Here is a 26,055-nt window from a genome sequence, read left to right as displayed (position 1 = left end):
CATGAATGCAGAACTTGACTCCTCATACCCCACCCATCTCCGTCATCCTCGGGTCAAGCCCGAGGATGACGGAGATGGGAGGATTGCGCGGAGCTAAATTTTGCACCCATGACGATTATCTTGCATCCACACTCTCCCTCATCCGGAGCTTGTCGAAGGGGCACAGCGGGAAATGCAGCGACAAACTTACGCCCCAGCAAACTGCAATCACCCGGCGAGGCGGATAACCGTACCACCTGAATTATTTTTGGCCAGAGCATTGGATCTCCATGCCTTCGGGCTCATACCGGTAACGCGCAGAAACTCACGGTTGAAGTTGGATTTGGTCTGAAACCCGGCATCAAACATGACGTTGGTGACCGACAATTCCGTATCAGCCAGCAGACGGCAGGCTTCCTTCACTCTGAAGTCATTCACATATTGCGAGACGCTCATCGTCTTGACCCGGTTAACCGCGATGGAAACCTGCCGGGCTGACAGGCCCATCTTGCGGGCAAGACGGTTCAGATTGAGGTCAACATCGCGGTAGAGTTCACGCGACTGCATCAGGCTATCGAGCGAGGTGGCAATATCCGTATCCTCACCGCTTGGAGCCACCGGCAAAGCGCCCTCTTCCGACGTAGTATCAGCGCGCTCCTCCGGGCGGCTGGTCCCGGCAACCGTCGCCGCCGCACCCAGAACCAGCATGGCTAATACATTGCCAATAGCAACGATGCGGCCTGAATGCGTGCCGCCTGACTCGGCAAAATCCCAGCTGATGACAACATCGATGATTGCAGAACTGGCGATGGCAAAGGCAGTGATCTGCAACGCCCTGTAGGAGTTGATAACGCCATCCAACCGGGATGAGCCCAGCGCATCGGGTCCGCGCCATGCCAGACGGCAAAGCGCAATTCCATAGCCTGCAAAAATGACAATGATCGTCAGAGATATCGGCGCGGGCCAGAAAGCGATCAGGCCAATGATCAGCAGTGCCGGCAAGATGTGCAACAGAAGAAGCGGACGCTGTATTGGAGGGCGTTCGGTGCGCAGTGCTTCAAAGCTCAGCCATGCGAGCGTTGCAATGATGACCGCAAGAACCGCCTGAAGCGGCAATATCTCCAGCACATTATAACCCCAGCGGATACCGATTACGATCGATTGCAAGGCATAGACCGAAATCAAAGCCAGAAAGAATGGATTTGTACCGCTGCCATCATTGCGCCTGATCATCTGGATCAGGAGAACGACGAGCAGGACAGCAACCACAAAGGGCAATGGAACAAACAGCATGAAGATGTCCGGCATGAGTTGACTGCCCGCACTATGTCCTGAAACGCGATCCCGGACGACCTGAATTGTGATCAAGGTCGAGATAACAGTGAAAAGGCCCTCCTCTGGCTTCAACGCCAACCATAAGGACCGCATCATGCTAAACCTTCTCACCGCCATTCTGCTTCTCTTCGGAACGATAACGCCAAGTGCAGCACAAGCCGGTTCACCACTTGATATCGGGCAGATCAACAGGGTCGCCATATCAGGTGAAGCGAGCCGTATAGAGTTTGCAACGAGCAACACCGATCCTTATCAGGCGCGTATTATGAGCACCCGCTCCGGCTGGTTTTCCGGTTGGTATTCAAGCTGGTTTTCCAATGAATGCGCCACCCGTACGACGATGGAGATCAAGGATCAGACCTTGCTCATCCATGTGGTGAATGCGCCGTTTCTCAGCCTTTCCGATTGCGAAGTCTCGATCCGCGCGAACCTGCCAGCAAATGCCAGCATCAACATTGAGCAAGCCGCGCTATCCGCCCGGCTTACCGGTGAATACGGCAATGTGTTTGTAAAAGGCCATGCGGCTGATTTCTCACTGGATGGCCATGCCTCCAATGTCGATATCTCAGGCGATGCAGTGCGTAGCGACTTGCGCTTCGCCCACATCAGCAACACCGAGACGATCCGGCTTGATTCCCATGCGCTCGATGCCTCCTTCACCTTCGGCGGTGATGTGCCGATCAATTACACCGTGGATGCCAAGGCGTCCTTCATCGACAGCAAACGGGATAGCACGCCCGGCGCCAAACCATCGATCACCATCAAAAGCAACTATGCCCGCGTGACGATCCGTTGATCCTATCAATCATCAAATAAGGAACACCATCATGAAAATGCTCAAGCTTGCAATCGCGTCCGTCTATTTTGCCCTGAGCACCGCACAAATCGCCCATGCCGACGGTGCTGTCGGTGTTCGGCAAATCGTGGTTCCTTCAAAAGAGCGAGCCATCAATCTCGATGCAATTGTATGGTATCCCGCGCAACCGGGCGGTAAACAGGTCGTCCTTGGAGATACGCCGTTTTTCCTTGGCACGCCTGCTCAACGGGACGCTCCCATATCTGAAGGAAAATTCCCACTCATTTTGCTTTCCCATGGCGCTGGCATTGGCGGTAATGCGCCGGCTCTGAGTTGGCTGGCCGTACCACTGGCCGAACAGGGATTTATCGTTGCAGCACCCACTCATCCCGGAAGCCTGAGCGGAAACAAATCGGCGCTTGAGAATATGAAGCTTTGGCGGCGGCCTGCTGATTTCACTGATACTTTGAATGTATTGGAAAAGGAGGCATTCTTTCAGGATCATATGGATAATCAGAAAATTGGCGCGCTAGGTGTTTCCATGGGTGGGTACACCGCTCTGGCGATTGCGGGCGTTCGGATAGATCCAAAACTTCTGGCAGCCTATTGCGATACGGATTTGATCAACCCCTCCCTGTGCGGTTGGGTCAGACAAAGCGGCCTTGATCTGCACAAGATGGATTTGCAGCCAGCAGCCCGCGACAACTCGGACAAACGTATCCGCTCAGCAGTCGTAATTGATCCCGGTCCAACTGACACATTTGAACCCGAAAGCGTTGCAAGCATCACGATACCAGTTGATTTGATCAATCTGGGACGACCGGAGGACATTCCACTGACGGTGCGAGCTTCGGCAATCGCCAAGATAATTCCCGATGCACGATATACGGCGATTGAAGATGCAGGCCATTTTACATTGCTTGCTGAATGCAAGCCCGATGCACCTGCAGTCCTCAAAGCTCAAGGCATAGACGAGCCGTTTTGCACCGACGGCAGTGGTCGCTCACGCAGTGCAATTMATGCACAACTGGTCGAGATAATTACAGAGGCGTTCAATCGAACGCTCAAGCCCAACTGAGTATAGTGCTGCTGCGATGTGGTTCGTGGTTCGACAAGCTCACCATGAGGGAGAGTGAGGATGCAACGATCATCGGAGAGATTGGAGATCACGAAGGGAGCAGAATAAAGCTCCCTTTCATCACCCCTCTCCCTCATGGTGAGCTTGTCGAACCACGAACCACTCACCACGCACCCCAGCGAACCACAGAACCTTGCAGTCCACTCTTAAGAAGCTGTTGGCGTCTCTGACACAGCAACGGCGGCGGCATCAGCTGCCTCGTGGCATTTCCACGCCCGGGCGCTGAATGGCAGGGTGAGGAAGAAGCCGATGGTCGTCAGCGTCAGTGTTTCCCACGTATAGCTCATCAGGAAAGCAACATAGACAACGATGGCCAGAAAGCTCGGCATGACCCAGTCAGAGCGCAGCTTTGTTCCGGCAGATTTGCCGCTGAAAACAGGCAGGCGGCTGATCATCAGGATGGCCACACCCACCGTATAGGCTGCGCCGGCAAAGGCCAGCGGGCGCGTGGGCGCGAGCCCCAAAAAGCCTAGATAGACAGGCAGCATCACCAGCATCGCGCCCGCGGGGGCCGGAACGCCGGTGAAAAAATTGTTCTGCCACAGCGGCTTGCCGACCACATCAAGCATCACGTTGAAACGGGCAAGGCGCAGGCAGCAGGCGATGCAATAGAGCAGTGCGGCAATCCAGCCGAAGGAGCGGGCCTGATCCAGCATATAGGCATAGAGAACCAGCGCCGGTGCGACACCGAAATTGACGATATCGGCAAGCGAATCCATCTGCGCGCCAAATTTTGTCGAGCCCTTCATCATGCGGGCAATGCGCCCGTCAATACCATCGAGGAAAGCGGCGAGCAGCACCATCGAAACTGCCAGCTCAAACCGGTTCTCAAAGGCCAGCCGGATACCGGTAAGACCGGCACAGATGGCCAGAACCGTAATCACGTTGGGAATGAGATAGCGCATGGGAATGCGCGAGCCTGTCGGCTCCTTCACCTCAGGCTTGTCATCGAACAGCGGATCGTTGTCGGGCTCGCTCATGCCGCGCGCCTCAGCTGATACGGACCAGCGGAGCGCTGGGCTCGCCGCCGAATTCCGCAAGCACGCTCTCGCCGCCAACCGCCGTCTGGCCGACGGCAACGCGTGGGGCAAAACCTTCAGGCAGATAGACATCAACGCGTGAGCCAAAACGGATCAGGCCAAAGCGTTCGCCAATCGAAATGGAATTGTTTTCATCGGCCCAGCAGACGATGCGGCGGGCAATAAGACCGGCGATCTGCACCACTGCCACCTGCCCGTTCGGACTGTCGATCACAAGGCCGTTGCGCTCGTTCTCGGCGCTGGCCTTGTCGAGGTCGGCATTGAGGAATTTGCCGGGTTTGTGGACGATGGTCGTGATGCGGCCGCGCACCGGCGCGCGGTTGATATGGCACGAAAACACATTCATGAACACGGAAATGCGGGTCATTTCCCGGTCGCCAAGATTAAGCTCACGCGGTGGAACAGCGGGGCCAACGGCCGAAACAAGGCCATCAGCGGGGCTGATCGCCAGTTTATCGTCCGTGGGTGTCACGCGCTGCGGATCGCGATAGAAATAGATGCACCAGGCCGTGAGGATGAGGCCGATCCAGAACAGGGGCTCCCAGAAATAGCCGAGAACCACGGTCACCCCGGCAAAACCGGCGATGAACGGATAACCCTCCCGGTGGATGGGTACCAGCGTGTTGCGGATGGAATCGACAAGGCTCATTGGTTTGTTCCTGACAGCGCCAAATACTCGCCCGGCAGCATATATAAGCCACCGGAATTGCGCGTTACTTATCGGAGATTGGCAGCGGGAGCAAACCTTTCAACCCGGCCGGGACAATTCATCAGCAGAATTATTCATTGGCCGGGTTTTGCTGGGCGCGACGTTTTAAGGTTCGACGGCGACATCCAAAGCTGGCTTGCCGCGCACGACCACGCCAAGATCGTCCTCCTCGCGCACCTTGCGCAGACGCTCCTCAGCCTCGCTTGCCTCGCGCTGGCGGTTCCACATGGATGCATAGAGGCCATTCTCTGCCAGAAGTGCCGTATGCCTTCCCCGCTCGGCGATTACGCCGTCCTTGAGCACAATGATTTCATCAGCGCCGATAATGGTTGAGAGCCGATGGGCGATGACCAGCGTCGTGCGATCACGGCTGACAAGATCAAGCGCCGCCTGAATTTCATGTTCCGTGGCACTGTCGAGCGCCGATGTCGCCTCATCGAGGATGAGGATGGGCGGCGCTTTGAGAATGGTGCGGGCAATGGCAACGCGCTGCTTCTCGCCGCCCGAGAGTTTTAGCCCGCGCTCGCCGACCATGGCGTCATAGCCCTCGGGCAGGCTTTTGATAAAACTGCCGATCTGGGCAAGATCCGCCGCATTGCGCACTTCTTCTTCGCTCGCCGTGATGCGGCCGTAACGGACATTATAGGCGATGGTATCATTGAACAGGACTGTATCCTGCGGCACCATGCCGATCACCGCACGCAAACTCTCCTGTGTCACATCACGGATATCCTGACCATCAATGCTGATCGATCCGCCCTGAATATCGTAGAAGCGGTAGAGCAAACGCGACAATGTCGATTTGCCAGCGCCGGATGGGCCGACAATAGCAACGGTTTTACCAGCCGGAACCTCGAAGCTCACTCCCTTGAGGATTGGACGCTTTGGATCATAGGCGAACATCACATTGTCAAAGCGCACCGCACCCCGCTCGATCACCAGCGGCTTGGCATTAGGCTTGTCAGTGACTTCCTGTTCGACATCGAGAAGGTCGAACATCTGCTCAATATCCGTCAGGCCCTGCCGGACTTCGCGATAGATAAAGCCGATGAAGTTGAGCGGGATCGATAGCTGCATCAGCATGGCGTTGATGAAAACGAAATCGCCGAGAGTCTGCGTGCCAGCCAGAACCTCCCTGCCCGACATGATCATCATGACAGCCATGCCGATACCGAAAATAACTGACTGACCAAAATTCAGCCAGCCAAGCGATGTCCAGATGCGGGTTGCCGAGATTTCATAGCGCGCCATGGCCGCATCGAAGCGGCTTGCCTCCATCTGCTCATTACCGAAATATTTGACCGTCTCGAAGTTCAGCAGCGAGTCAATTGCCTTGGTGTTGGCATCCGTATCGGAGTCGTTCATGTCGCGGCGGATGTTGATGCGCCAGTCGCTGGCGCGGATCGTAAACCACGTATAGAGCCAGACCGTTGCCACAACCACGGCCAGATAGGACAGGCCATAGGCAAAGGCGAAAATCACGGCGGTCATCAAAAACTCGATAATCGTCGGTGCCGTATTGAGGATGGTGAAACGGACGATGGTTTCAATGCCCTTGGTGCCACGCTCGATAATGCGCGACAGGCCGCCCGTGCGCCGCTCAACATGGAAGCGCAGGGACAGATTGTGCATATGGACGAAGGTCTTATAGGCAAGTTTTCGCACCGCATATTGCCCGACGCTGGCAAACAATGCATCGCGCAACTGGTTCAAGCCAGCCTGAATGATCCGCGCCGCGTTGTAGGCAGCAACCAGCATGAGCGGGCCAACCAGAATGAGCGGCACCAGATCCGATGCCACGAACTTGCCGTTCAAAGCATTGGTCGCCCATTTGAAGAAGTAGGGCACCAGAATGAGCACGATCTTGGAAATCAGCAGGTAGAACGAGGCCCAGACAACCCGCATTTTCAGATCAGGGCGCTCATCGGGCCACATATAGTCCCAAAGATTGCGAATGGTCTGGAGTGTTTTGCCAGACTCGGAAGAGACAGTTTTTTCAGCCACGGCTATTCCTTGATGGCCGCAGCGTTTACCCGCGCTGCCGGCACAATGATATCGGGTGGACAGCAAAGATTGGCCATATCGCTGACAAGGGCGGCGACATCGGCAAACGCGTCCGGATTGATGCTGTAATGGGAACTCTGACCTGATTGCCGGTAATTCACCAGCCCGGCATCAACCAGTATTTTCAGATGTTGCGATACGGTCGACTGCGCCAGATCAAGCGTGGCGACAATATCCTTGCAGCAGGAGGTATTCATCCCGGCAAGCTGCCTGATAATGCGCAAGCGGGCCGGATGGGCAAGCGCAGTGAGTGTGCGCGCCGTCTCCACATCCGACATTGCCTGTTGAAATCGATTGCTGCATTTCATCGTTCATCGGCGATAAACGATATAACTTTCTAATGCAAGGACAAAAGAAAGGCCGCCTTTGCGCAAAGACGACCTTCCTCGAGCAGATAATTCTATTGCGGCGCCGTCTTGTCCTTTTCAGGCAGGGCAAAAACCTGACCGGGGAAAATCACATCCGGGTTCTGGATCTGCTCCTTGTTGGCAAGATAGATCGTCGTGTAGCGGGTCCCCTCACCGTAGGTACGGCGGGATATCGTCCAGAGATTGTCGCCGCGCCGGATGATGACGGAACCGTCAACATTCTTGAGCGCCGCACCGGTGTCATTGCTCTGAGCCTGTTCGGCTCCGGCTGCTGGCGCTGTCTCGGTTGAAGCCTGCGGCGCTGTCGCCGGAGCTTCGGTGGCTGATGCAGGCGCAATGGCCGATACACGTTCACCAGCCTCGCGCTTGAACGGCACGGCGGCCCGCGCAATCACTGTTACCCCATCCTTTTCAACCATATCGGCGCGGATGATATAGTCACCCACTGGCAAATCGCGCGTGGTCTGTACAAGGAAATGCCCGTCAGCACCTGTCTTGGTCGAGCCAATGAGATCGTCATTGGCATAGACCTTGACCGTTGAACCCGCATCGGCAATGCCAGCGATGAAGAGCTTGCTGCCTTCAATTTCAACAGCTTCGACGACAATGCGGGCCTTGCCAGTTGACTGTTTGACCGGCTTATCGCCAGTGGGTGCCGCCGTTGTGGCTGGCGCATTCAAAGCTGCCTGTGCAGGCACCTCAGGCTTGGTGATCATACGGCTCGGTTGGCCCGATTGTTCGACCAACGCCAGAACCTGCCCGGATTTGGTTTCCGGAATGGATACAATCGCCGTCTCAAGCGAGGTCATTGCACTGCCATCCGGGGCCGTTGAGCGCAGCACAAGCTGATAATCGCCGGGCTTCAACGGATCATCGAGAACGATAACGAATTCACCTGACGGTGAGGCTTTGGTGCTGCCGATCACTTGCCCGCGTGCCAGAAGATCGACTTTGCCGTCATTTGCTGCCTTACCGGCAATAACGATCGTCCCTTTGGGATCAACACGCAGAACGTCAAAAGCGGGCACACCGGGCTTTGCGGGAGATGCATCCGCGGGTGCTGGTGCCGTTCCGGCGGCGGGCGTTGTCGCATCAGCAGATGTCGCCGGGGCAGGCGCAGCAATTTGCGGCTGTTCTGCTGGTTTTTGTGCCGTTTCCGCTGGCTTTGGAGCAGTCGGCGCAGGCGCAGTTCCATCCGCTGTTACAACGGGCGCACCGGGAGTGGGCTTACCCGGAACAAACCCCAGATAGGCGGCAACCAGACCCAAAGCGACAACAACTCCAAATCCCAGCAGTGCAAACTTGTTCTTGATCATTATTCCCCGACCCTCTTGATGTTTTTGGTCTAGCGCCTTTTCCACCCTGCTACAAGAAAACCCTTTAAATTCAGCCTTATTCCCTGTGATTATTAGACTAAAATGGCAATTCGAAACTTTTGTCGCATCTTCGGAAGCTTGACGTTTCGCAAGGCAGGAGGCACCACTTTCCAAATGAGCAAGATTCGATCCATTTGTGTTTACTGCGGCTCCTCTCCGGGCCGTGATCCGATTTACAAACAGAGCGGCAAGATACTGGGCAAGTCCATCGCTGAAAACGGGCTTGAACTGGTCTATGGCGGCGGCACTAAAGGCATTATGGGTGCCGTGGCAGATGGCGTCATGTCCGCAGGCGGCAAGGTCACCGGGATCATTCCGAAGTTCCTGATGAACAAGGAAGCCACCGAACATGCGCTTGGCCAATTGTCAGAGCTGATCATCACCGAGGATATGCATGAGCGCAAACACAGGATGTTTGAGCGCTCCGATGCTTTCGTCACCCTGCCCGGCGGCATCGGCACGGTGGAAGAGATTGTCGAGGTCATGACCTGGGCGCAGCTTGGACGGCATCGCAAGCCGATGGTTTTTGCCAACATTAACGGTTTCTGGAATCCGATGCTGGCACTCATCGATCACATGAAGGCCGAAGGTTTTGTCCATACGTCACATTTGGTCAATCCGCTTGTGGTAGAACGCCCGGAAGACATTGTTCAGGCTATCCTTGATGCGGCAGCAAAGGGTGACCGGGACGGCGACGAAGCAATCATCGAACGGCTGTAGCTGGAAGGAATGGGGATTTCATGGTTCAAACATTGAGCTTAGATCCCCAACCTGACGCAAAGCGTCTCAACAACGATGATTTTGTCATTGCCTTCAGTTTTGACACGGCAGGTTCACTGCTCGCTGAACCAGTCGCTACGGCTGACAGGGCGTGGGCCTGGAAGAGTTATGCATTAGCCGACGCGCGGGCGCGCCGCAGCCTCGAAACGGACAAAGCTCTGCCGGAAAGCGTGCGCGAGGCGTTCCTGTCCTCCGGCGACCAATGCCAGATCAGTTATGAGGATGGCTGGCTCTTCGGTGAATTGCCCGATTTGCAACACGAGCATTACGGCGATCCGCGTGAACTTGGTTATTTCCGCTTTGCCTTCAACAAGAGCCTTTTCATCAGTGGCCGCCGCCATCCGCTGCAATCCGTTGATGATGTGCGCCAGTCCATCAATCGCGGCAAGACCAAGCCCGCCTCGCCGATAGCGCTGTTCAGTGCCATCTTCCGGCGCTTTCTTGATCTGCTCAAAGCAGAAATCACAAAACTTTCGGAAACGCTCGATTCCATCGAAGATCATATTGTTGGCGAGAACTGGCAGGGCGAGCGCGAGCGGCTGGTACCGGTGCGCCGCCAGATTGTGGTTTTCCATCGCTATCTCACCGCCGCCACCAGCCTGTTCCGCCATATTGACCATGCGGACCGGCGTGCACTGCCTGAAGATCTTGATGATCTGATTGAGGGACTGTCAATCCGCGCCGCCACGCTGCACGCGGAAGGCGAACAGCTGCAACAACGCGCGAGACTGTTGCAAGACGAGCTTCTGGCCAAGTTGACGGATCAGTCCAACCGGTTTCTCTACGTCTTGTCCGTGATGACGGCGGTTCTCTTGCCAAGCACTGTCATAACTGGCCTGTTCGGCATGAACACACTGGGCTTGCCCTTTGCCAACAACCCGCATGGCTTCTGGGTCGTCGCGCTGCTTGCGCTCATAATCTCGGGGATGGTTTATCTGCTTGTGCGCAAGATTGGTGGCTCGGGGCGTTAAGCTGGGTAGACCTTTGCTGGCTGCACCACCCGATATCCGCCCTTCGACAAGCTCACCCTAAATTGTGGGTCCTCGGGTCAAGCCCGAGGATGACGGAGGTGAGTGTTGAGGGGGGAGAGTCAAGTTCTACAACCTTTGTGATCTGCAACCTTTTTGATTTGCAACGTTTGCGATTATCGTTGCATCACCCCTGTCCCTCATGGTGAGCTTGTCGAACCACGAACCACGAACCACGCACTACAACACTCACCCATGGTGATGCTGATTAAACGGCGAGCGCCTTCACCTTGCGCGATTCACGCAGCATGGACCAGGTGTAGATCACCAGCGCTGCCCAGATCATCGCGAAGGCAATGAATTGTTCATGCGAGAATGGCTCGCCAAAGACAAAGATGGCGCAGAGGAACACGATGGTCGGCGCAAGATATTGCATCAGGCCGATGGTGGTGTAGCGCAGAAGCTTGGCACCAAAAGCATAAAGAATAAGCGGAATGGCCGTGGCGGGACCGGCAAACAGCAAAAGGCCGATGTCATGGCTGCTGCCATTGACGAAATGGCTTGTTCCCTGTGCTATCGTCCAGAAAATGAAGCCGAGTGACGGAACGGACAGGATCAGCACTTCCAGCATGAAACCCTGCGTCGGCCCGATAGGCAGCGTCTTGCGGAAGAAGCCGTAAAAACCAAAGCTGAAAGCCAGAACCAGCGAGATCCACGGCAAGCCACCGGATGAAATCGTCAGTAACAGGACAGCGCCGGCCGCCAGAGCAATGGCAACCATCTGCGGGCGTGTCAGCTTTTCCGACAGGAAAACACTGCCGAGCACGACATTCACCAGCGGATTGATGTAATAGCCGAGCGCCGTATCAACCGCGTGACCCGCACCGATGGCCCAGACATAAGTGCCCCAATTGATCGTAATGAGCGTTGCCGTCAACGTCGCCATGGCCAACATGCGCGGTGTCTTGAACGCGGTTTTCAGATCATCGAAGCGGCCAAGCCACCAAAGAACGACGCCGGCAATCGGCACCGACCAGACAATGCGGTGCGAGACAACCTCAAGGGTCGGCATGTAATCGACGGCCTTCAGATAAAACGGCAGGATGCCCCAAAGCAGATAGGCAGACAGCGCAAAGATAAAGCCCTTCCTGCCATCGGACATTCCCGGTTGTGCTTCGGTTACCATTGCACCAGCGCCAAGGCTGCTTTGATTGATCTGTTCGCTCATGGGCGCTGATCTACGACCATAGCCCTAAAACGTCTATTGAATTCGGCTGATCAATGCATCAAGGCTCTTGATGTTTTGAGCTATATTCAATGAAAAATCGGGAAAATCAGCCTACTCGGAGCAACCTTTGAGACTTTATCTCATCAATGAAAGCGATCCTAACAAAAATTGGACCACTCGATAAATCTCTACTTGACGTAAGATTACATTTTTGAAAAGCTTACCCTATTGATCACGAACTTAAAAACATACATTTCGAGAAAATGTGGCGCGCTGAAACATGCCAAATTTTAAGAGGCAAGGATGACAATTTTTATGGTCGTCTCAGACCGTTTTTCCGAATTTTCTGGTGCTTGCGGAGCTCTAACATTCTCAGAGGCATACGAACGCTTAAAGAACAGCGATCATGCTGAATTTTTTCTCATCGAAGGCCAAGGCCTGTCTGAAAATGACAGAGTTTCCCTTGAAACTGTTGCACATCTCAGAGGAACAACAAAATCACTTACGCTCTGGCGCGACGAAGGTAGTCCGACTCAAGCGCATGAGGCGATTACACATAAGCGCCAACAGAGAAATACCTTGATCTCGGTACCCGTGGTTGCCGATAAAGATGTGTATCGTTCGCACCTTATCATTTCCGATCAGAACGAATTTCTTCTAGATCACGTCACCGGCCAGCAGATACAAGGCATGATCATTGTTGAAGCATGCAGACAGATGTTTATCGCCGTGAGTGAACTCGGTCATATGGACGGCGTGGGCAGTCGAAAAACGTATGTTGTATTCAATGAGTTCTCGGCACGTTTTCTTGCTTTTACCTTCCCACTCCCAGCATTTGTCGAATACAAATTACTCAATCGTAACGAGATGAGGCCAGATCGTAATGTCATTTCGGCCGAAATCAGTGTTTGGCAAAATGATGTCAAAACTTCTGAAGTTCATGTGAACTATACCTTGTTCGAACCATCTTTGCTCAAGCCTAAGGAAATTGCCAAAGGCATCGAAGCAGTCAAATACCATTCTCAGATTGTTGAGAAACGCATCAAGACTGAAACAATAGCGGAGTGACAACAATGAATAAAAAAACGGCTATTGCATTCTTTGACGTTGACGAAACACTGATCCGCACCAAAAGCATGTTTGCATTTCTCAAGTTCTTTGACATGACTTTTCAATCTATCAATGCCGATGCGATTATCGATGAATTACGTCAACGCAGCCATATGGGTGTCAATCGTGCCATCATTAATCGAGCATACTGGCAAGCTTATCGCGGATTGAATAGGCAAACCGTGAGAGTAGCTGCACATGAGTGGGTCAAGCATCAAATACAGACAGGCGAAGATTTTTTCATCCAGCAGACCATTGACAGACTCAGGCAACATCAGAACCAAGAACACATAATTGTGCTCGTATCAGGCTCAGGTGTGGATCTTCTTGAACCCATCTCATCCATTTTGGGCGCTGATTACACATTGGCCACTCAGCTCTGTGAGGAGAATGGCTATTACACCGGTGATATTAGTTCTCCTGTTATGATTGGCGATGGGAAGGCTGTGGCGGCGTCCGCGCTTGCTGGCCAATTATGTATCCGAACGGGCGACTGTTTCGCTTACGGAGATCATATAAGCGACTTACCTCTTCTTAATCTTGTCGGATTTCCAACTGCTGTCGGCGAAGACGATGAATTGATTCGTCATGCGAAGTGTCACGAATGGCCTATAATTTCCTCTCAAAAGCATACAGTCAAATAAGGGGCCGCATTACATGAACCCAACTCTTTTCTCCAAGAGTGTATTACTCGTTGGCATAGCCTGTTGGATGACAGTTGCGGCCATCAACAATGTAACCGATCCAGCAACCAACCGTTTTTTTCTAGAGACAATGCTGGAAATGCGCCTTCTTTCTGATGACCCTAATCAGTTGGGGATTGGTCTGATATGGCGTGCGTGGTCGGTCGTCGGCGTCGCTTCTGCACTTCTCTGGATTATCGTCGCAATTCAATTTCTTATTGCTACTTATCTTTGGAAAGGGGCTGGCGCATTTCTTCTTGCAGCAATTCGCAAATCTGATTCTTCCGTTGAAACCGCACGCGCAACATCAATTCGAGCACTTACGTGTTTCTTAGCACTTTGGTTGACCTTCATGGTCGGAGGGTTTTGGTTTGGTTACTGGATCAAACAAGGCGCCATTCAGCAAGTACATATGACGCTGCTAATTCTCAGCATTGTGGCGATCTCCTATGTGGCCAATCGATCGGTCGAATAGTCTGCCCACGAACGAGATAGAATATCAGGCAAAGATTGACCGCGGCAGATCAGGAGACTAAATGTCGACCCGACGTCAAATAGAGATTGAAACCGAAAATGACGACATCTGCAAAGATGCAAATCGGGGAACTAGCGGAGCGGGCTGGCGTCAGCCATCGCACGATCCATTATTACGAGCGAATAGGCTTATTGGCCCCTGCACAAAGGGAAGGTACCGGTTATCGTTATTACGATGAAATTTCACTCAAGCGGCTGGAGAAGATAGCAGCGCTCAAACATCTTGGGCTGAGCCTCGACGAAATCGCCAGCGTTATCGAATTGTATTTCACCGATGGAACGGGCCTGAAAGGCAAGGAAAAGGTATTGTTGATCTTGCAGGATCAACTTGCAAAAGCAGACGCTCAATTGTCAGAACTCGCTGCATTCAAAAGTGACCTGGAAGCCAATATCGAAAGAATGGAAACATTGATCAAGCTTGCCCGGCAGGTTTAGCCACCGGTGCGACATAAACAAGTCTCATCATAAATCTCTATCTTACGTCAACTGTTATAAAGGTAACGATGACATGACATTACGCCATGCTCTCCTTCTTGGTTTTCTCATGACGTGCGGATTTCTCGTGGTGGGCCAACTTTATCTGACCATTCCGTTGGTCAACGACATGGCCAAATCCTACGGTGTGTCCCCGGCTCGCGCGACATGGGCAGGTTCGGCATTCGGCTTCGCCTATGCCGGGGGATTTCTGATCTTCGGACCACTGTCCGATCGATACGGTCGTGGACGCGTGCTCGTTGCTGGACTGATCGCAACAGCGGTTACAACGCTCTTGGTGAGTCAAGCATCCACGTTTAATTTTTTACTCACAACCCGCATCTTGCAGGGTCTGGCGGCGTCAACATTTCCCCCGGCAGCACTATCTCTGGTATCCGAAACACTACCGCCTGAACAACGCCCGTTCGGCGTCTCCCTCATGAGCTTCGCCTTTCTGGGTGCTGCGCCCCTGGCGCAGTTTATCGCCGCTCAATCCGGCGCAAGCCTTTCCATATTGATGCTGGAGATCGCTCCGCTCTACGTAATAGGCGCCACCGGACTGTTCGCCGTCGCAAAGAACAGTGCAAGAACAGCGTCAGCACCGACCGCCGGGCCAAACAATCAACTCACATCGTTATTTCATGCAAAGAGTATTATTATAGCTTGGATGGCGGCCACGACCGTGCTCTTCGGCTTCGTTACCTTCCATGTAGGTGCACAGATTCTCGGGCCCTCTGCGATTGGCGCTGAACTTCAGATGCTCCGCCTCGTCGGCTTGCCTCCCCTGGCTCTCACTTTTGCCGCCGCTCCTCTTACGCGGCGCTGTGGGGCTCTGACGACGGCGCGCATTGGTCTTGGAATCGCTTCCTTATCGTTGATACTTGGCGTAACGGAATTACCAGCGATGCTCATCATTGCCAGCATATTGCTATCCGCAGGCGTAGCGCTCGCCGTTCCCGGCCTCATTGCGACTATTGCTGGCTTTGCAAACAATTCCAATCGCGGATTAGCGCTCGCCATATATTCCTTTGCCCTGTTTGTTGGTGCGAGCCTCGCTGGACCGGTTGCGCAAATCCTCGCAACGTATGGAATTGTTCTGCTTTGGCTTCTACCTGCAACGTTGTTGGGCATGGCTGCATTCGCTCTTTTGGTCACCGGTAAGCCAAAAATCAGGAAATAGGCCATGTTTCGAAGACCTCAACTACTGGCAATCGCCGTCTCCATGAGCCCGATGGCGGAACGACTATCTCAACATTTGTCGATACTTGAAAGGAAAGATCGTGCCCTCTTTGACTGCAATAACATTCCCTGGAACGCCGCTAGCCATCAAGGAAATGCCTGCGCACTATGAACAAGTCACCCGTCGCAACATCACCATCGACGGTGAACCGGCTGAACTTGTCCGTTGTGAACGCCTCGACGGTCGCAATAAAGGTCTCGGGGGCGAACACATCAGTTTCATTGTCGACATGACCGGAAAACTAAAAGGCTTTGCGCGCATGGACCTGATTCTAACCGAAGGCAACTTGCCTTCGACCGACGAAGCGAGAGAGATCGCCATGATCTTTCTGAAACAGACGGCACCAGACCTCCTTCCCAAGATGGATATCAGTTGGATTAGACCACATGATGAAGTTCTACGCCTCGCACAAGCTGGAAAATTACGAACGCGCACAGTCACGGGTATGAAAGTGAAAATGCGAAACCCTGCGGATGGTCGTTGGTTCTGGGTTATTGTAGGCGCTGACCGCGAGGTTATGGTCTTTGAACGTGACATCGTCTGGATAACCTTCCCCGGCCGTCGTAAAACCGAAAAATGGTTGCACGATTCCTGGTTGACCTCTGAAGAAAAGGCAGGAATGTCCCTAATGCGTTAGGATAAGCCTCTCAGGCGATCTACTCCGCAGCGATTTTGCCCGCAAGATCGCGATTTTTCATCAATTTATAGACCACTGAGTCCATAAGTGCCTGAAACGAAGCATCGATAATGTTGTCGGAAACACCCACCGTCCACCAGCGCACGTTGCTGGAGTCGGTCGATTCGATCAAAACGCGGGTGATGGCTTCCGTGCCCCCATTGAGGATACGCACCTTGAAGTCTGCCAGCACCAGATCATTGATCTCGTTCTGGTAGCGTCCCATGTCTTTGCGCAACGCCAGATCGAGCGCATTCACCGGGCCATGGCCTTCCGCCACGGACATGCGCTGCTCGCCATCCACCTCGACACGGACCACGGCCTCCGAGACAGTCTTGATATTGCCATTGGCATCAAAGCGCCGTTCGACCATGCAGCGGAATGACTCGACCTTGAAGAACTCAGGCACGGTGCCGAGCGTACGGCGGGCGAGAAGTTCAAAGCTCGCATCGGCGCCCTCATAGGCATAGCCTTCCGCTTCGTGCTCCTTGACCAGTGCAATCAGCGTATCGAGCCGTGGATCGTTCTTGGCAACGGATATACCGCGCCGCTCCAGCTCATTGATGAAGTTGGACTTGCCACCCTGATCCGACACCATGACCTTGCGCCGGTTGCCGACTGTTTCCGGTGGCACATGTTCGTAAGTCGCGGGCTCCTTGATCAGCGCCGAGGCATGGATGCCAGCCTTGGTCGCAAAAGCCGAGGTGCCGACAAAAGCCCCCTGCGCATTGGGAGCACGGTTGAGCAATTCATCAAAACTGCGCGACAGGCGGGTTAGATCCTTCAGTTTTTCCGGGCTGATGCCAGTCTCGAAACGGCTCGACCATGCGGGCTTGAGCGCCAGCGTCGGAATGATAGTGATCAGATTGGCATTGCCGCAGCGCTCACCAATGCCGTTCAGCGTGCCTTGAATATGACGCACGCCTGCATCCACAGCCGCCAGCGAGTTGGCAACCGCCTGCTCCGTGTCATTATGCGCATGAATGCCGAGATGATCGCCCGGTATGACTTTGGTTACAGCACGAACAATGTCGCTGACTTCATTGGGCTGCGTGCCGCCATTGGTGTCGCACAGCACCACCCAGCGCGCCCCGGCCTCATAGGCGGTTCTGGCGCAGGCCATGGCATAATCAGGGTTGGCCTTGTAGCCGTCAAAAAAATGCTCGCAATCGACAATGGCTTCCTTGCCTGCCGCAACGGCTGCTTTCACGGATGCATCGATGGATTCCAGATTTTCCTCGTTGGTACAGCCAAGCGCGACACGGACATGATAGTCCCAGCTTTTGCCGACAAAGCAGACAACATCAGCCGAGGAGCCAATCAGCGCCGCAAGGCCCGGATCATTGGAGACGGAAACACCGGCGCGTTTGGTCATGCCGAAAGCAGCGAACTTTGCTCGTTTGGTGCGCTTTTCCGCAAAAAATGCCGTGTCGGTGGGATTGGCGCCGGGATAGCCGCCTTCGACATAATCAAGACCAAATTCATCGAGCAGATCGGCAATGACTTTCTTGTCCTCAACCGAAAAATCGATGCCCGGCGTCTGCTGACCATCACGCAATGTTGTGTCGAAAAGATAAACGCGTTCTTTTTTCACTTGCCCGCCTCCCCCAGCGGCCATTCATCCGTATCATAATCGGGATGCTGGTTGGATATCATTGTTTTCAGGAACCCGGCTGACTCCAGATCAGCATCAGATCGATGGCCGGGCAGATGATGCAAATCATCGACATAGGGCAGCTTGTCCTCAATGCCCCATTGCACGATCGGTGCCAGTTCCTCCGGGTGATCAAAGGCACCGATGGCAAGCGCCACGCCATCGGGTGCCTCATAGGTCAAAGGCGTGCCGCAGCTTTCGCAGAAACCGCGTTGGACATGATTGGACGAACGAAAGCGCTTTGGCTCGCCGCGTGTCCATTGCAGGTGCGCTGTTCCAATCGAAACCAGCGGCGCATAGAAATTGCCGAATGCCTTTTGGCACATCCGGCAATGACAGATGGATGTATCCGTCAGCGCACCTTCGATGCGAAACCGAATAGCGCTACACTGACAGCCGCCGGTGTAAACGGGCTTGTTATCAAGACTCATGGTTTTCGTTCCCGCTCAATGCAGCGCTGATAATGTGCTGACATACACCGTCAATATCCCGCAAAACATCATCATTCCAGAAACGCAGCATGGTCCAGCCATCCGCTTCCAAACGTTGGGTTCTATTCTGATCGTATTTCAGATCGATGTCGTTACCATGCTGCGAGCCATCCAACTCCACGATCAACCGACGCGTCGGGCAGGCAAAGTCGACTATATAGCCCGCAATGGGCATTTGCCTTTTAAAGGCCAATCCCATCAGCCGATGTGCGCGAACCGCATTCCAAAGTTTTAGTTCAGCATCGGTCAATGCTTTGCGCATGGACTTGGCGTTACCGCGGATTTTGGGCGAGACGGGGGTGTGGGATGGCATGGTGCTCACCCCCCTCTGTCCTGTCGGACATCTCCCCCACAAGGGGGGAGATCACATTGGCATGAACGCCTTTGCACAACAGGAACGGTTTCAGATTGTGCAAAGACGGTATTGAAGGCTGATCTCCCCCCTTGTGGGGGAGATGCCCGACAGGGCAGAGGGAGGTGTTGCACCAAACTCACCTTTTCACCTCCCAGCTTGTCACACGCTCTCCGGTCTCAGGATTCTTGCCGTCCTTGAGCTGAATGCCTTTTTCCAGCAGCTCATCACGAATACGATCAGCCTCGGCAAAGCTCTTTGCGCCAAGCAGAGCCAGACGTTCCCTGATCTTCGCATCAAGTTCAGCCTTGAAAGCATCGGACAGATTGGCCGCTGTTTGCCCCGCTACATCAACACCGAGCAGTGCGAAGGCAGCATGATAATCTTCCGGGCTCACCGAACCGGATTTGCGGATGGACGCCAGCCAGTTGATCAGGCTTGGTGTCGCCAGATCATCCGACAGGATGGTGATCGCATCATCCGGAATCGTCCCGACAGGAGCGTCGCCCACATATTCGCGTGCCTTGACCAGAATGTTCTCGGCTTCCTCCAGCCGGTTGACGGTAAAATCAATCGGCTCGCGGTAATTGGTCATCAGCATGGCAAGGCGCAGCACCTCACCCGGCCATTTGCGGTCACCAAAGACTTTCGTTTCTAAAAGCTCGTTGATCGTGAAGAAATTACCGGCGCTCTTGGCCATCTTCTGGCCTTCGACCTGCAGAAAACCATTATGCATCCAGATATTGGCCATGCGCTCTGTCCCCAGCGCGCAGCATGACTGGGCGATCTCGTTCTCATGGTGTGGAAAGACGAGATCAATGCCACCGGCATGGATGTCAAAGATGTTCTTCATCGGATCATCGCAATAAAGTCCGCCGCCGAATGGTTCCAGCAGCTTGGCCATGGCCATGGCGGAGCACTCGATATGCCAGCCGGGACGTCCCAGCCCTTCAATGCCCGCAGGCGAAGGCCAGCCCGGCTCATCAACCTTGGACGGCTTCCACAGCACGAAATCCATCTCGTCGCGCTTGTAGGATGCGACATCAACCCGGGCCCCGGCCAACATGTCATCGGATGAACGACGGGCAAGCAGGCCATAACGCGGGCCGTTGCGCATATTCATCGCCGATGGCGAAAACAGCACGTGACCGTCAGCAACATAGGCAACGTCCCGCTCCACCAGACGGTCAATCATCGCGACCATCTCTTTGATGTAATCCGTCGCCCGTGGCTGATCCGATGGCTCCAGATTGCCCAGCGCCTTCACATCCGCCTGAAATTGCGCATTGGTCTTATCGGTGACGACCCGGATTGCTTCGTTCAGGGGCAAATCAGGATAGTCCCGTGCGGCACGCGCGTTGATCTTGTCATCAACGTCAGTGATGTTGCGCACATAGGTAACTTGCGCCTCGCCATAGACATGGCGCAAAAACCGGAACAGCACATCGAACACGATGACCGGGCGGGCATTGCCAATATGGGCATAGTCATAGACGGTCGGGCCGCAGACATACATGCGCACGTTTTTCGGATCGATCGGCACGAAGTCTTCCTTCGTGCGGGTGAGCGTATTGTAAAGGCTCAATCTGTGCGGCATGTCTCTGATCTCAAATTTAAGGTTTCAATGGTGAATACGCATATCATCACGCTGGTCTGGCGACCGGTGCGTTTCACATCTTTGGATCAAATTTTGAGACGAAAACGGCCGGGGCCAGCGAAGCGCTAGCTGATAATAATCCGACAGGTAATAATCGTTACGGACGACGTTTTCATGATTGCATTTATGGTTGAGCGGAAGCGCGACGTCAAGCGCAAGCTGTCAGTAGTCACCTGTGACAAATTTATCAGTTTTGAATTGGTTAATCCAAATTAACCGGAAAGCCCAAAATCCTCCCGGAAAGTGCCTTTTTTCCGGCCCAATTGACCGGGATTCCTGCGTCTGAGATCACCGGGGAATTGTCCCCGCGACACAGGACCGGACCCATGACCAACACTTCCGTAGCGGCCAAAGCCCGCGACACCGTATTCGCCGATCATCTGGCCGCACAATATCGTGCGATTGGCCCGGCAGCCGTTCAGGCCGCCGTTTTGACCAAGCCACGCCAGCGGCCACTGTTGAACCTTAACTCAACCGTGCAGGAAACGGACTAACAGACTGAGGGCGATCCCGGCCATCACAAGGCCGATCAGGACATCAAGCACGCGCCAAGCGGCCGGCTTTGCAAAAACCGGCTGCAACAGTCTCGCACCATAGCCGAGACCAAAGAACCACACGAACGAAGTAACCGCAGCACCGCCACCATAGGCCGCGCGATTGACCCCCTCGAAACGCGCCGACAGGCCGCCAAGCAGCACTACCGTATCGAGATAAACATGCGGGTTGAGGAATGTCAGCGCCAGAACCGTGGCTATCGCGGTTTTCAAAGACCCCTCGCCCGCCTTTGCCGCCTGCATGGCCTCGGGCTTGAGCGCACGGCGAAACGCCACGGATGCATACCAGAACAGAAACGCGGCACCACCCAGCGTGACAAACGAAATCAGCTTGGGTGACTGGGCGATCAGCGTGCCAAGACCAGCAACGCCAGCGGTGATCAGCAGCGCATCGGATAGCGCGCAGATCAGGCTAAGAATGAAAACATGCTGTTGCAAAAGCCCCTGACGCAGAATGAAGGCATTCTGCGCGCCAATGGCGATAATCAATGAGGCACCAAGAAGGAAACCGGACAGAGCGGCGGAAAACATTGGGAAAATCCTGAAATTGAAGAAAGCTTGAAACAGCGGGATCAGAAGAGCTTCATCTGATCATCAGACTCTGGCGGCTTTTGCCGCGCCGGTTTTTTGACTTCTGCCATCCCCTCGACGACCCGCTCCAGAATATCCGGCCCCATATTGGCAACCTTGTTCACTCTATCGGAAACGGGGATGGCCTCAAAGAAATCGGCCTGCGCAGGTTTCATAAGATCCGCGACATGACGCGGTTCCTGCGTCTTGCAATCGAGCCAGCGGCTGAAATCCTTGGACTCAATGACAACAGGCATACGGTCATGGATGGGGCGCAGTGTTTCATTGGCGCTGGTGGTCAGGATTGCGCCCGTATCCATTTCGGAGCCTTCCGCATTGGCCCATGGCTCATAAAGCCCGGCGAAGGCGATAACACCGCCATGTTTGGGCCTGATCCAGAAGGCCTGCGATTTCTTGTTGCCATCGCGGCGCCATTCAAAGAAGCCCGAGGCTGGGATCAGCGCGCGGCGATGGCGCATGGCGGCGCGAAACGACGCCTTGTCGGTGGCCGTTTCCGAACGGGCATTGATCATCAGCGGATAATTGGCGGTGTCCTTGACCCAGCCCGGAATGAACCCCCAGCGCACCAGCAGTGCCCGGCGATCCGGGCGGTTGCTGCCGGGCGGCGGTGTTTCGCCTGAGACAATCATCAGCACCGGCTGTGTCGGCGCGATATTATAGCGGGCGGGAAATGCCTCCACATCCATCGTGCCCATCAGGGCTTCAATCTCTTCCGGGGTTCCGAGGAGGGCAAAACGTCCGCACATGCAATGAAAAGCCTATTTGAATTGGAATGGTGATCTTCCGGTTTTTCGATGCCGGGTCAAGGTGGTTACAATTAATCTGTGTGATGTGTGGTTTGTGGGTTGCGGTGCGCGGTGTGTAGGTGCGTGGTTCGTGGTTCGACAAGCTCACCATGAGGGAGAGGGTGGATGCAACGCTAGTCGCAAAGTTACAGAACTTGRCTCCCACCCCCCACCTCTTCCCGTCATCCTCGGGCTTGACCCGAGGACCCACAGCTAAGGAGATCAAACGAACTTGGTTGCTCGGAGCTTTTAATTATGGGTCCTCGGGTCAAGCCCGAGGATGACGGAGAAAGGTGAGGGTGATGACGGGAACAGGTGGAGGTGGAGAGTCAAGTTCTGCAACCTTTGCAATGCAACCTTTGCGATTAGCTTTGCATCCTCACTCTCCCTCATGGTGAGCTTGTCGAACCACGCACCACACCCCACCATCCACCACCCTTGTCAAAAACCCTCTCCCGGCATACCCCTAGCCCATGGCACAGATTCCACTTTCCCCGACTGTTGATGGTGTTTCGGCGGTTTGCGTCCGCAACGAAGCGTTCCTTCTGGTTGAGCGCGGGCGTGAACCGTCAAAGGGCTGGCTGGCCTTTCCCGGCGGACGGCGTGAGGAGGGAGAAGCACCTGACGCAGCGGCTATTCGGGAACTGTTCGAAGAAACCGGCATAATCGCGACCAAGGTTTCCTATCTCGATACTGTCGTCTTTGACTATTCAACGCCCGAATTTCCTGCACCCAAAGCCTATCACCTTGCGGTCTTTCTGGCGCACGATCCGGTGGGTGAAGCGGTTGCAGCCGATGATGCCGCCGCCGTCCACTGGTTGAAATTCGAGGAAATGGCGGCTTTTGACGTTACGCCAAGCGTGCTTGAAATGGCTGAGACGTTAACCCGAAACTTTAAAAATTGAGGGTTGCCGCCTATTGCGCCTTGAAGACGCCTTGCTTTCCAGTCACAACCATCAGTGGGGAATCCACCACCATAGGGTTAATACGTGCGCTGCAGAGCATTGATATCAGCATTTCTGTTGGCAATCGCCACCGCAGTGCCCGCCTATGCGGTTGACCCCTTGTATGAAACAAAACTGATCCGTCTGGCTGAGGTGCTGGGCTCGATTCACTCACTGCGCAACCTGTGCGGCGAGAAGAGCAGTCAATGGCGCGACCGGATGGATTCGCTGCTGGCGGCGGAGAATCCGGACCCGACCCGGAAGGCGCGGCTCATTGCCAGCTTCAACCGCGGCTACCGGACTTTTACCGAGACCTATACGACGTGTACGAGCCAGGCGATTGCGGCGATTGACCGCTACCAGACCGAGGGAGAAAGGCTTTCTTCGGAGATCATATCGGGCTATGGAAATTAACCAGGCTTTAACTGTTGAAGCCAATGGACCGCATTTTAAGCAAAACTTATGGTATTGTTTAGCGGCAGTGTAAGAATTGGCTTCGGCCAAGGATGGTATAATCATGAACATGACATCGGCAGACCTTGATAAGCTGGTTGCAGAAGAAAAAAAGCTGGTTGCGATCGAATATCAGAATGAAGTCTGGGCAGATGGCACGCTTGAAGGTATCGAGCCCGAGATTATGGCCGAAGCTGCTTTTGCGACCGCATTGACCGAATTGATCCGTGATAACGGGGAAGTGTCCGCATTGGCCTTGCTTGAGGTGCTGCGTGAACGTATTTCTGCAGGCGAGTTCTCATCGAATCGCATTCTGCAATAATTCAGAGCATTCCTGTGACGAATGCTCTAACTCGGGGTGATCCTGTATGCTCGACAAGCTCGCTTCCGTCTCTGTGCTAGCCAGAACAGGTTTTCTAGCTGCAACTCTCTGCGCTTGCGCTGTTCCTGCCTATGCAGCCGGTTTTGACAAACCTGTCCTGCTGGCACTGAGCGAGATCAAGAAGGAAGAGCTGCCCAAGGCAGCCGAAACCGCACCGGCAAAGCCTGATGAAAAAGCGCCTGCCGGAGCAACGCCGCCTGCGCCACCTCCGCCCGCTTCCGAGACCAAGCCCGCAACAACACCGGAAAAGCCCGCAGCCCCAGCCGCAACGCCTGACAAAAAGGCGCCGGAGGCACCTGCCGCCAAGGAAGGCGATGCAGCGGGAACCCGGGACAATCTGGCATTGCCAAATGTGCCAGAGGGCTCCGCGCCTCCGCATGTGGAATATGACGTCACCAAGCTGCCCTTCCCCGTGCAGAAGATGCGCGAGTTGATCCTTACTGCCGCCAAATCCGGCTCACTGGAAGCTTTGCGCCCGCTGATCGGCTCGGGCGATGACGTTACCCAGCTTTCACTCGCTGATGTGGACGGCGATCCGATTGCCTATCTGAAAAGCCTTGCTGGCGACACGGATGGTCAGGAAATCCTTGCCATTGCGGTCGATATTCTGAATTCAGGCTATGTGCATCTCGACGCAGGCACGCCCGATGAGCTTTACGTATGGCCTTATTTCTTCGCCTATCCACTCGACAAGCTCGACGCCAAACAGCGCGTGGAACTCTTCCAGATCGTCACCGCTGGCGATTATGACGAGATGAAGCAGTTCGGCACCTATGTGTTCTACCGCTTGGGCATTACCCCCAAGGGACGCTGGCGCTTCTTCGTCAATGGCGACTAGAGAATGCTCTTCTCAAAATAGCGCGTGGGGGTGACGCCGAACACGCGGCGGAACATAGCAATAAACGCGCTTATATTGTTGTACCCGACATCCAGTGCAATTGTTGTGACCGCCTCTCCGGCCGCCAGCAGTTCCAATGCCCGCATCAATCGCGCGCGCTGACGCCACTCCGTAAACGTAAATCCCGTCTCGACAACGAATTTTCGCGTCATTGTGCGGGCGGGGATACCAGCCCACTCGGCCCATTCCTCCGCCTTTCGCTCATCAAGCAGATTATCTGCGAAGGCTTGCGCAATGCGCAGGAGCCTTAAATCCTGAGGCAATGGCAGGCCGAGATTCTCCTGCGGCAGGCTGGCAATCTCGTCGAGTATGACCCGGGCAATGCGCTCCTCTACCGGATTGAGTTCTTCGCCCTTCCAGCTTGCCGCCCGATTGACTGCCTCACGCAGAAGCCCGGAACTGCGTAATGTGCAGGGAAATGCGGGCAGCGCGGCACATTCAGGCTCCGCCACATAAACACTCCAGCCAAAATAAGGACCGTGCGAACGCAGCGAGTGCTCATGATGCGGCGGTATCCATACCGCGTGAATGGCGGGCACGACCCATTGTCCCCGCTCCGTTCCAACCGTCAGCAAGCCGGTGCTGGCACCAAGCAATTGCCCGCGTGCATGGCTATGAAAACCAACCAGACGCGGAAGGTCTTCCTCCTGCTTGCCTGCGATGATGATCGGCCCTTGGGATGACCCGGCACGATCAGGCGTGATGAAATAGCTCATTTTGGCCTCAACACCGTATTGAATGGCACTGATACGATAGCAGCGCCAATCGCCTTTGGATAGTTTGATCTGACCACACC

Annotated in this window: 29 protein-coding genes; 15 read left to right on the top strand and 14 right to left on the bottom strand. The window is 54.6% G+C overall.

Translation table 11 applies throughout. The features are described 5' to 3' along the window. Positions 1 to 207: 207 nt before the first annotated feature. Positions 208 to 1,410, bottom strand: coding sequence for a helix-turn-helix domain-containing protein (locus tag AB4Y96_RS11430; protein ID WP_441917424.1), 1,203 nt, complete (start codon positions 1,408 to 1,410; stop codon positions 208 to 210). Between AB4Y96_RS11430 and AB4Y96_RS11425 the strand changes: the two genes are divergently transcribed. Together AB4Y96_RS11425 and AB4Y96_RS11420 are read left to right on the top strand one after the other, a co-directional pair. Further along, on the top strand, positions 1,409 to 2,110 hold the full coding sequence (locus AB4Y96_RS11425; RefSeq protein WP_441917422.1) for a hypothetical protein: 702 nt from the start codon (positions 1,409 to 1,411) through the stop codon (positions 2,108 to 2,110). The two genes, AB4Y96_RS11430 and AB4Y96_RS11425, sit on opposite strands and share 2 nt — an antisense overlap. Before the next feature lie 31 nt (positions 2,111 to 2,141). Further along, positions 2,142 to 3,188: an alpha/beta hydrolase family protein gene (locus tag AB4Y96_RS11420; RefSeq protein ID WP_441917420.1), complete on the top strand. Its 1,047-nt coding sequence runs from the start codon at positions 2,142 to 2,144 to the stop codon at positions 3,186 to 3,188. 206 nt (positions 3,189 to 3,394) lie between these two features. Here AB4Y96_RS11420 and pssA read toward each other — a convergent pair whose 3' ends face one another. The 5 genes from pssA to AB4Y96_RS11395 form a co-directional block, all read right to left on the bottom strand. Further along, positions 3,395 to 4,228: a CDP-diacylglycerol--serine O-phosphatidyltransferase gene (gene pssA, locus AB4Y96_RS11415; protein WP_441917419.1), complete on the bottom strand. Its 834-nt coding sequence runs from the start codon at positions 4,226 to 4,228 to the stop codon at positions 3,395 to 3,397. 10 nt (positions 4,229 to 4,238) lie between these two features. Beyond that, a complete protein-coding gene (locus AB4Y96_RS11410; protein ID WP_441917417.1) occupies positions 4,239 to 4,937 on the bottom strand; it encodes a phosphatidylserine decarboxylase in 699 nt (232 codons plus the stop codon). A 165-nt stretch (positions 4,938 to 5,102) separates the two neighbouring features. Then, positions 5,103 to 6,932, bottom strand: coding sequence for an ABCB family ABC transporter ATP-binding protein/permease (locus AB4Y96_RS11405; protein ID WP_441917460.1), 1,830 nt, complete (start codon positions 6,930 to 6,932; stop codon positions 5,103 to 5,105). 71 nt (positions 6,933 to 7,003) lie between these two features. Then, positions 7,004 to 7,369 (bottom strand): ArsR/SmtB family transcription factor, encoded by a 366-nt coding sequence (locus tag AB4Y96_RS11400; RefSeq protein ID WP_091880365.1) that lies wholly within the window; start codon positions 7,367 to 7,369, stop codon positions 7,004 to 7,006. 92 nt (positions 7,370 to 7,461) lie between these two features. Then, the gene (locus AB4Y96_RS11395; RefSeq protein ID WP_441917415.1) at positions 7,462 to 8,745 is read right to left on the bottom strand and encodes a LysM peptidoglycan-binding domain-containing protein; all 1,284 of its coding nucleotides are present in this window, start codon (positions 8,743 to 8,745) and stop codon (positions 7,462 to 7,464) included. Between the two features lie 174 nt (positions 8,746 to 8,919). Between AB4Y96_RS11395 and AB4Y96_RS11390 the strand changes: the two genes are divergently transcribed. Both AB4Y96_RS11390 and AB4Y96_RS11385 read left to right on the top strand, forming a co-directional pair. Beyond that, positions 8,920 to 9,525: a TIGR00730 family Rossman fold protein gene (locus AB4Y96_RS11390; RefSeq protein WP_441917413.1), complete on the top strand. Its 606-nt coding sequence runs from the start codon at positions 8,920 to 8,922 to the stop codon at positions 9,523 to 9,525. A gap of 32 nt (positions 9,526 to 9,557) precedes the next feature. Next, a complete protein-coding gene (locus AB4Y96_RS11385) occupies positions 9,558 to 10,556 on the top strand; it encodes a CorA family divalent cation transporter (protein WP_441917411.1) in 999 nt (332 codons plus the stop codon). A gap of 265 nt (positions 10,557 to 10,821) precedes the next feature. On the opposite strand, the gene rarD is transcribed toward AB4Y96_RS11385, so the two are convergent. After that, positions 10,822 to 11,739: an EamA family transporter RarD gene (gene rarD, locus AB4Y96_RS11380; RefSeq protein ID WP_175540612.1), complete on the bottom strand. Its 918-nt coding sequence runs from the start codon at positions 11,737 to 11,739 to the stop codon at positions 10,822 to 10,824. 345 nt (positions 11,740 to 12,084) lie between these two features. Between rarD and AB4Y96_RS11375 the strand changes: the two genes are divergently transcribed. The 6 genes from AB4Y96_RS11375 to AB4Y96_RS11350 all read left to right on the top strand — a co-directional run bounded on the left by AB4Y96_RS11375 (position 12,085) and on the right by AB4Y96_RS11350 (position 16,459). Further along, the gene (locus AB4Y96_RS11375; protein WP_441917409.1) at positions 12,085 to 12,849 is read left to right on the top strand and encodes an AfsA-related hotdog domain-containing protein; all 765 of its coding nucleotides are present in this window, start codon (positions 12,085 to 12,087) and stop codon (positions 12,847 to 12,849) included. A 5-nt stretch (positions 12,850 to 12,854) separates the two neighbouring features. After that, complete coding sequence (locus tag AB4Y96_RS11370) at positions 12,855 to 13,535, top strand: HAD family hydrolase (RefSeq protein WP_441917407.1); 681 nt, start codon at positions 12,855 to 12,857, stop codon at positions 13,533 to 13,535. Positions 13,536 to 13,548: 13 nt separating this feature from the next. Further along, the gene (locus AB4Y96_RS11365; protein ID WP_441917405.1) at positions 13,549 to 14,049 is read left to right on the top strand and encodes a DUF2165 family protein; all 501 of its coding nucleotides are present in this window, start codon (positions 13,549 to 13,551) and stop codon (positions 14,047 to 14,049) included. A 98-nt stretch (positions 14,050 to 14,147) separates the two neighbouring features. Then, a complete protein-coding gene (locus tag AB4Y96_RS11360) occupies positions 14,148 to 14,543 on the top strand; it encodes a MerR family transcriptional regulator (RefSeq protein ID WP_441917403.1) in 396 nt (131 codons plus the stop codon). 73 nt (positions 14,544 to 14,616) lie between these two features. Then, positions 14,617 to 15,762, top strand: a complete 1,146-nt coding sequence (locus AB4Y96_RS11355) for an MFS transporter (RefSeq protein ID WP_441917402.1) — start codon at positions 14,617 to 14,619, stop codon at positions 15,760 to 15,762. Positions 15,763 to 15,862: 100 nt separating this feature from the next. Further along, a complete protein-coding gene (locus AB4Y96_RS11350) occupies positions 15,863 to 16,459 on the top strand; it encodes a hypothetical protein (protein ID WP_441917400.1) in 597 nt (198 codons plus the stop codon). 19 nt (positions 16,460 to 16,478) lie between these two features. On the opposite strand, the gene cimA is transcribed toward AB4Y96_RS11350, so the two are convergent. The 4 genes from cimA to cysS form a co-directional block, all read right to left on the bottom strand. Then, positions 16,479 to 18,116 carry a citramalate synthase gene (cimA, locus tag AB4Y96_RS11345; protein ID WP_441917399.1) on the bottom strand — a complete coding sequence of 546 codons (1,638 nt, stop codon included), beginning with the start codon at positions 18,114 to 18,116 and terminating at the stop codon, positions 16,479 to 16,481. Further along, positions 18,089 to 18,583 (bottom strand): GFA family protein, encoded by a 495-nt coding sequence (locus tag AB4Y96_RS11340; RefSeq protein ID WP_441917397.1) that lies wholly within the window; start codon positions 18,581 to 18,583, stop codon positions 18,089 to 18,091. The genes cimA and AB4Y96_RS11340 overlap by 28 nt, the downstream gene beginning before the upstream one ends. Further along, positions 18,573 to 18,956, bottom strand: a complete 384-nt coding sequence (locus tag AB4Y96_RS11335; RefSeq protein WP_441917457.1) for an endonuclease domain-containing protein — start codon at positions 18,954 to 18,956, stop codon at positions 18,573 to 18,575. The genes AB4Y96_RS11340 and AB4Y96_RS11335 overlap by 11 nt, the downstream gene beginning before the upstream one ends. 178 nt (positions 18,957 to 19,134) lie before the next feature. Continuing rightward, entirely contained in the window at positions 19,135 to 20,592 is a 1,458-nt protein-coding gene (cysS, locus tag AB4Y96_RS11330; RefSeq protein ID WP_441917396.1) for a cysteine--tRNA ligase, read from the bottom strand. Between the two features lie 386 nt (positions 20,593 to 20,978). Here cysS and AB4Y96_RS11325 point away from each other — a divergent pair, with 386 nt between their 5' ends. Beyond that, a complete protein-coding gene (locus AB4Y96_RS11325) occupies positions 20,979 to 21,146 on the top strand; it encodes a hypothetical protein (RefSeq protein ID WP_175540585.1) in 168 nt (55 codons plus the stop codon). Here AB4Y96_RS11325 and AB4Y96_RS11320 read toward each other — a convergent pair. Both AB4Y96_RS11320 and AB4Y96_RS11315 read right to left on the bottom strand, forming a co-directional pair. Next, a complete protein-coding gene (locus tag AB4Y96_RS11320; RefSeq protein ID WP_441917394.1) occupies positions 21,123 to 21,737 on the bottom strand; it encodes a LysE/ArgO family amino acid transporter in 615 nt (204 codons plus the stop codon). The genes AB4Y96_RS11325 and AB4Y96_RS11320 overlap by 24 nt on opposite strands. 41 nt (positions 21,738 to 21,778) lie before the next feature. Next, entirely contained in the window at positions 21,779 to 22,543 is a 765-nt protein-coding gene (locus tag AB4Y96_RS11315; RefSeq protein ID WP_441917392.1) for an SOS response-associated peptidase, read from the bottom strand. A 512-nt stretch (positions 22,544 to 23,055) separates the two neighbouring features. Here AB4Y96_RS11315 and AB4Y96_RS11310 point away from each other — a divergent pair. The 4 genes from AB4Y96_RS11310 (at position 23,056) to AB4Y96_RS11295 (ending at position 25,199) form a co-directional block, all read left to right on the top strand. Then, positions 23,056 to 23,487 carry an NUDIX hydrolase gene (locus AB4Y96_RS11310; protein WP_441917390.1) on the top strand — a complete coding sequence of 144 codons (432 nt, stop codon included), beginning with the start codon at positions 23,056 to 23,058 and terminating at the stop codon, positions 23,485 to 23,487. 117 nt (positions 23,488 to 23,604) lie between these two features. Then, complete coding sequence (locus tag AB4Y96_RS11305; protein WP_234528013.1) at positions 23,605 to 23,940, top strand: TIGR02301 family protein; 336 nt, start codon at positions 23,605 to 23,607, stop codon at positions 23,938 to 23,940. 103 nt (positions 23,941 to 24,043) lie between these two features. Then, positions 24,044 to 24,301 carry a hypothetical protein gene (locus tag AB4Y96_RS11300; protein WP_091881120.1) on the top strand — a complete coding sequence of 86 codons (258 nt, stop codon included), beginning with the start codon at positions 24,044 to 24,046 and terminating at the stop codon, positions 24,299 to 24,301. 46 nt (positions 24,302 to 24,347) lie between these two features. Beyond that, complete coding sequence (locus tag AB4Y96_RS11295; RefSeq protein ID WP_441917388.1) at positions 24,348 to 25,199, top strand: hypothetical protein; 852 nt, start codon at positions 24,348 to 24,350, stop codon at positions 25,197 to 25,199. Here the strand turns inward: AB4Y96_RS11295 and AB4Y96_RS11290 are convergent. After that, a complete protein-coding gene (locus AB4Y96_RS11290) occupies positions 25,196 to 25,975 on the bottom strand; it encodes an AraC family transcriptional regulator (RefSeq protein WP_441917386.1) in 780 nt (259 codons plus the stop codon). The genes AB4Y96_RS11295 and AB4Y96_RS11290 overlap by 4 nt on opposite strands. Positions 25,976 to 26,055: the final 80 nt, after the last annotated feature.

Origin of the sequence: Phyllobacterium sp. TAF24 (assembly GCF_052113785.1) — a bacterium.
Lineage (GTDB): Bacteria > Pseudomonadota > Alphaproteobacteria > Rhizobiales > Rhizobiaceae > Phyllobacterium.
Note: the sequence above shows the minus strand (reverse complement) of the source record. Positions and strands in the feature narration are given on the sequence as shown.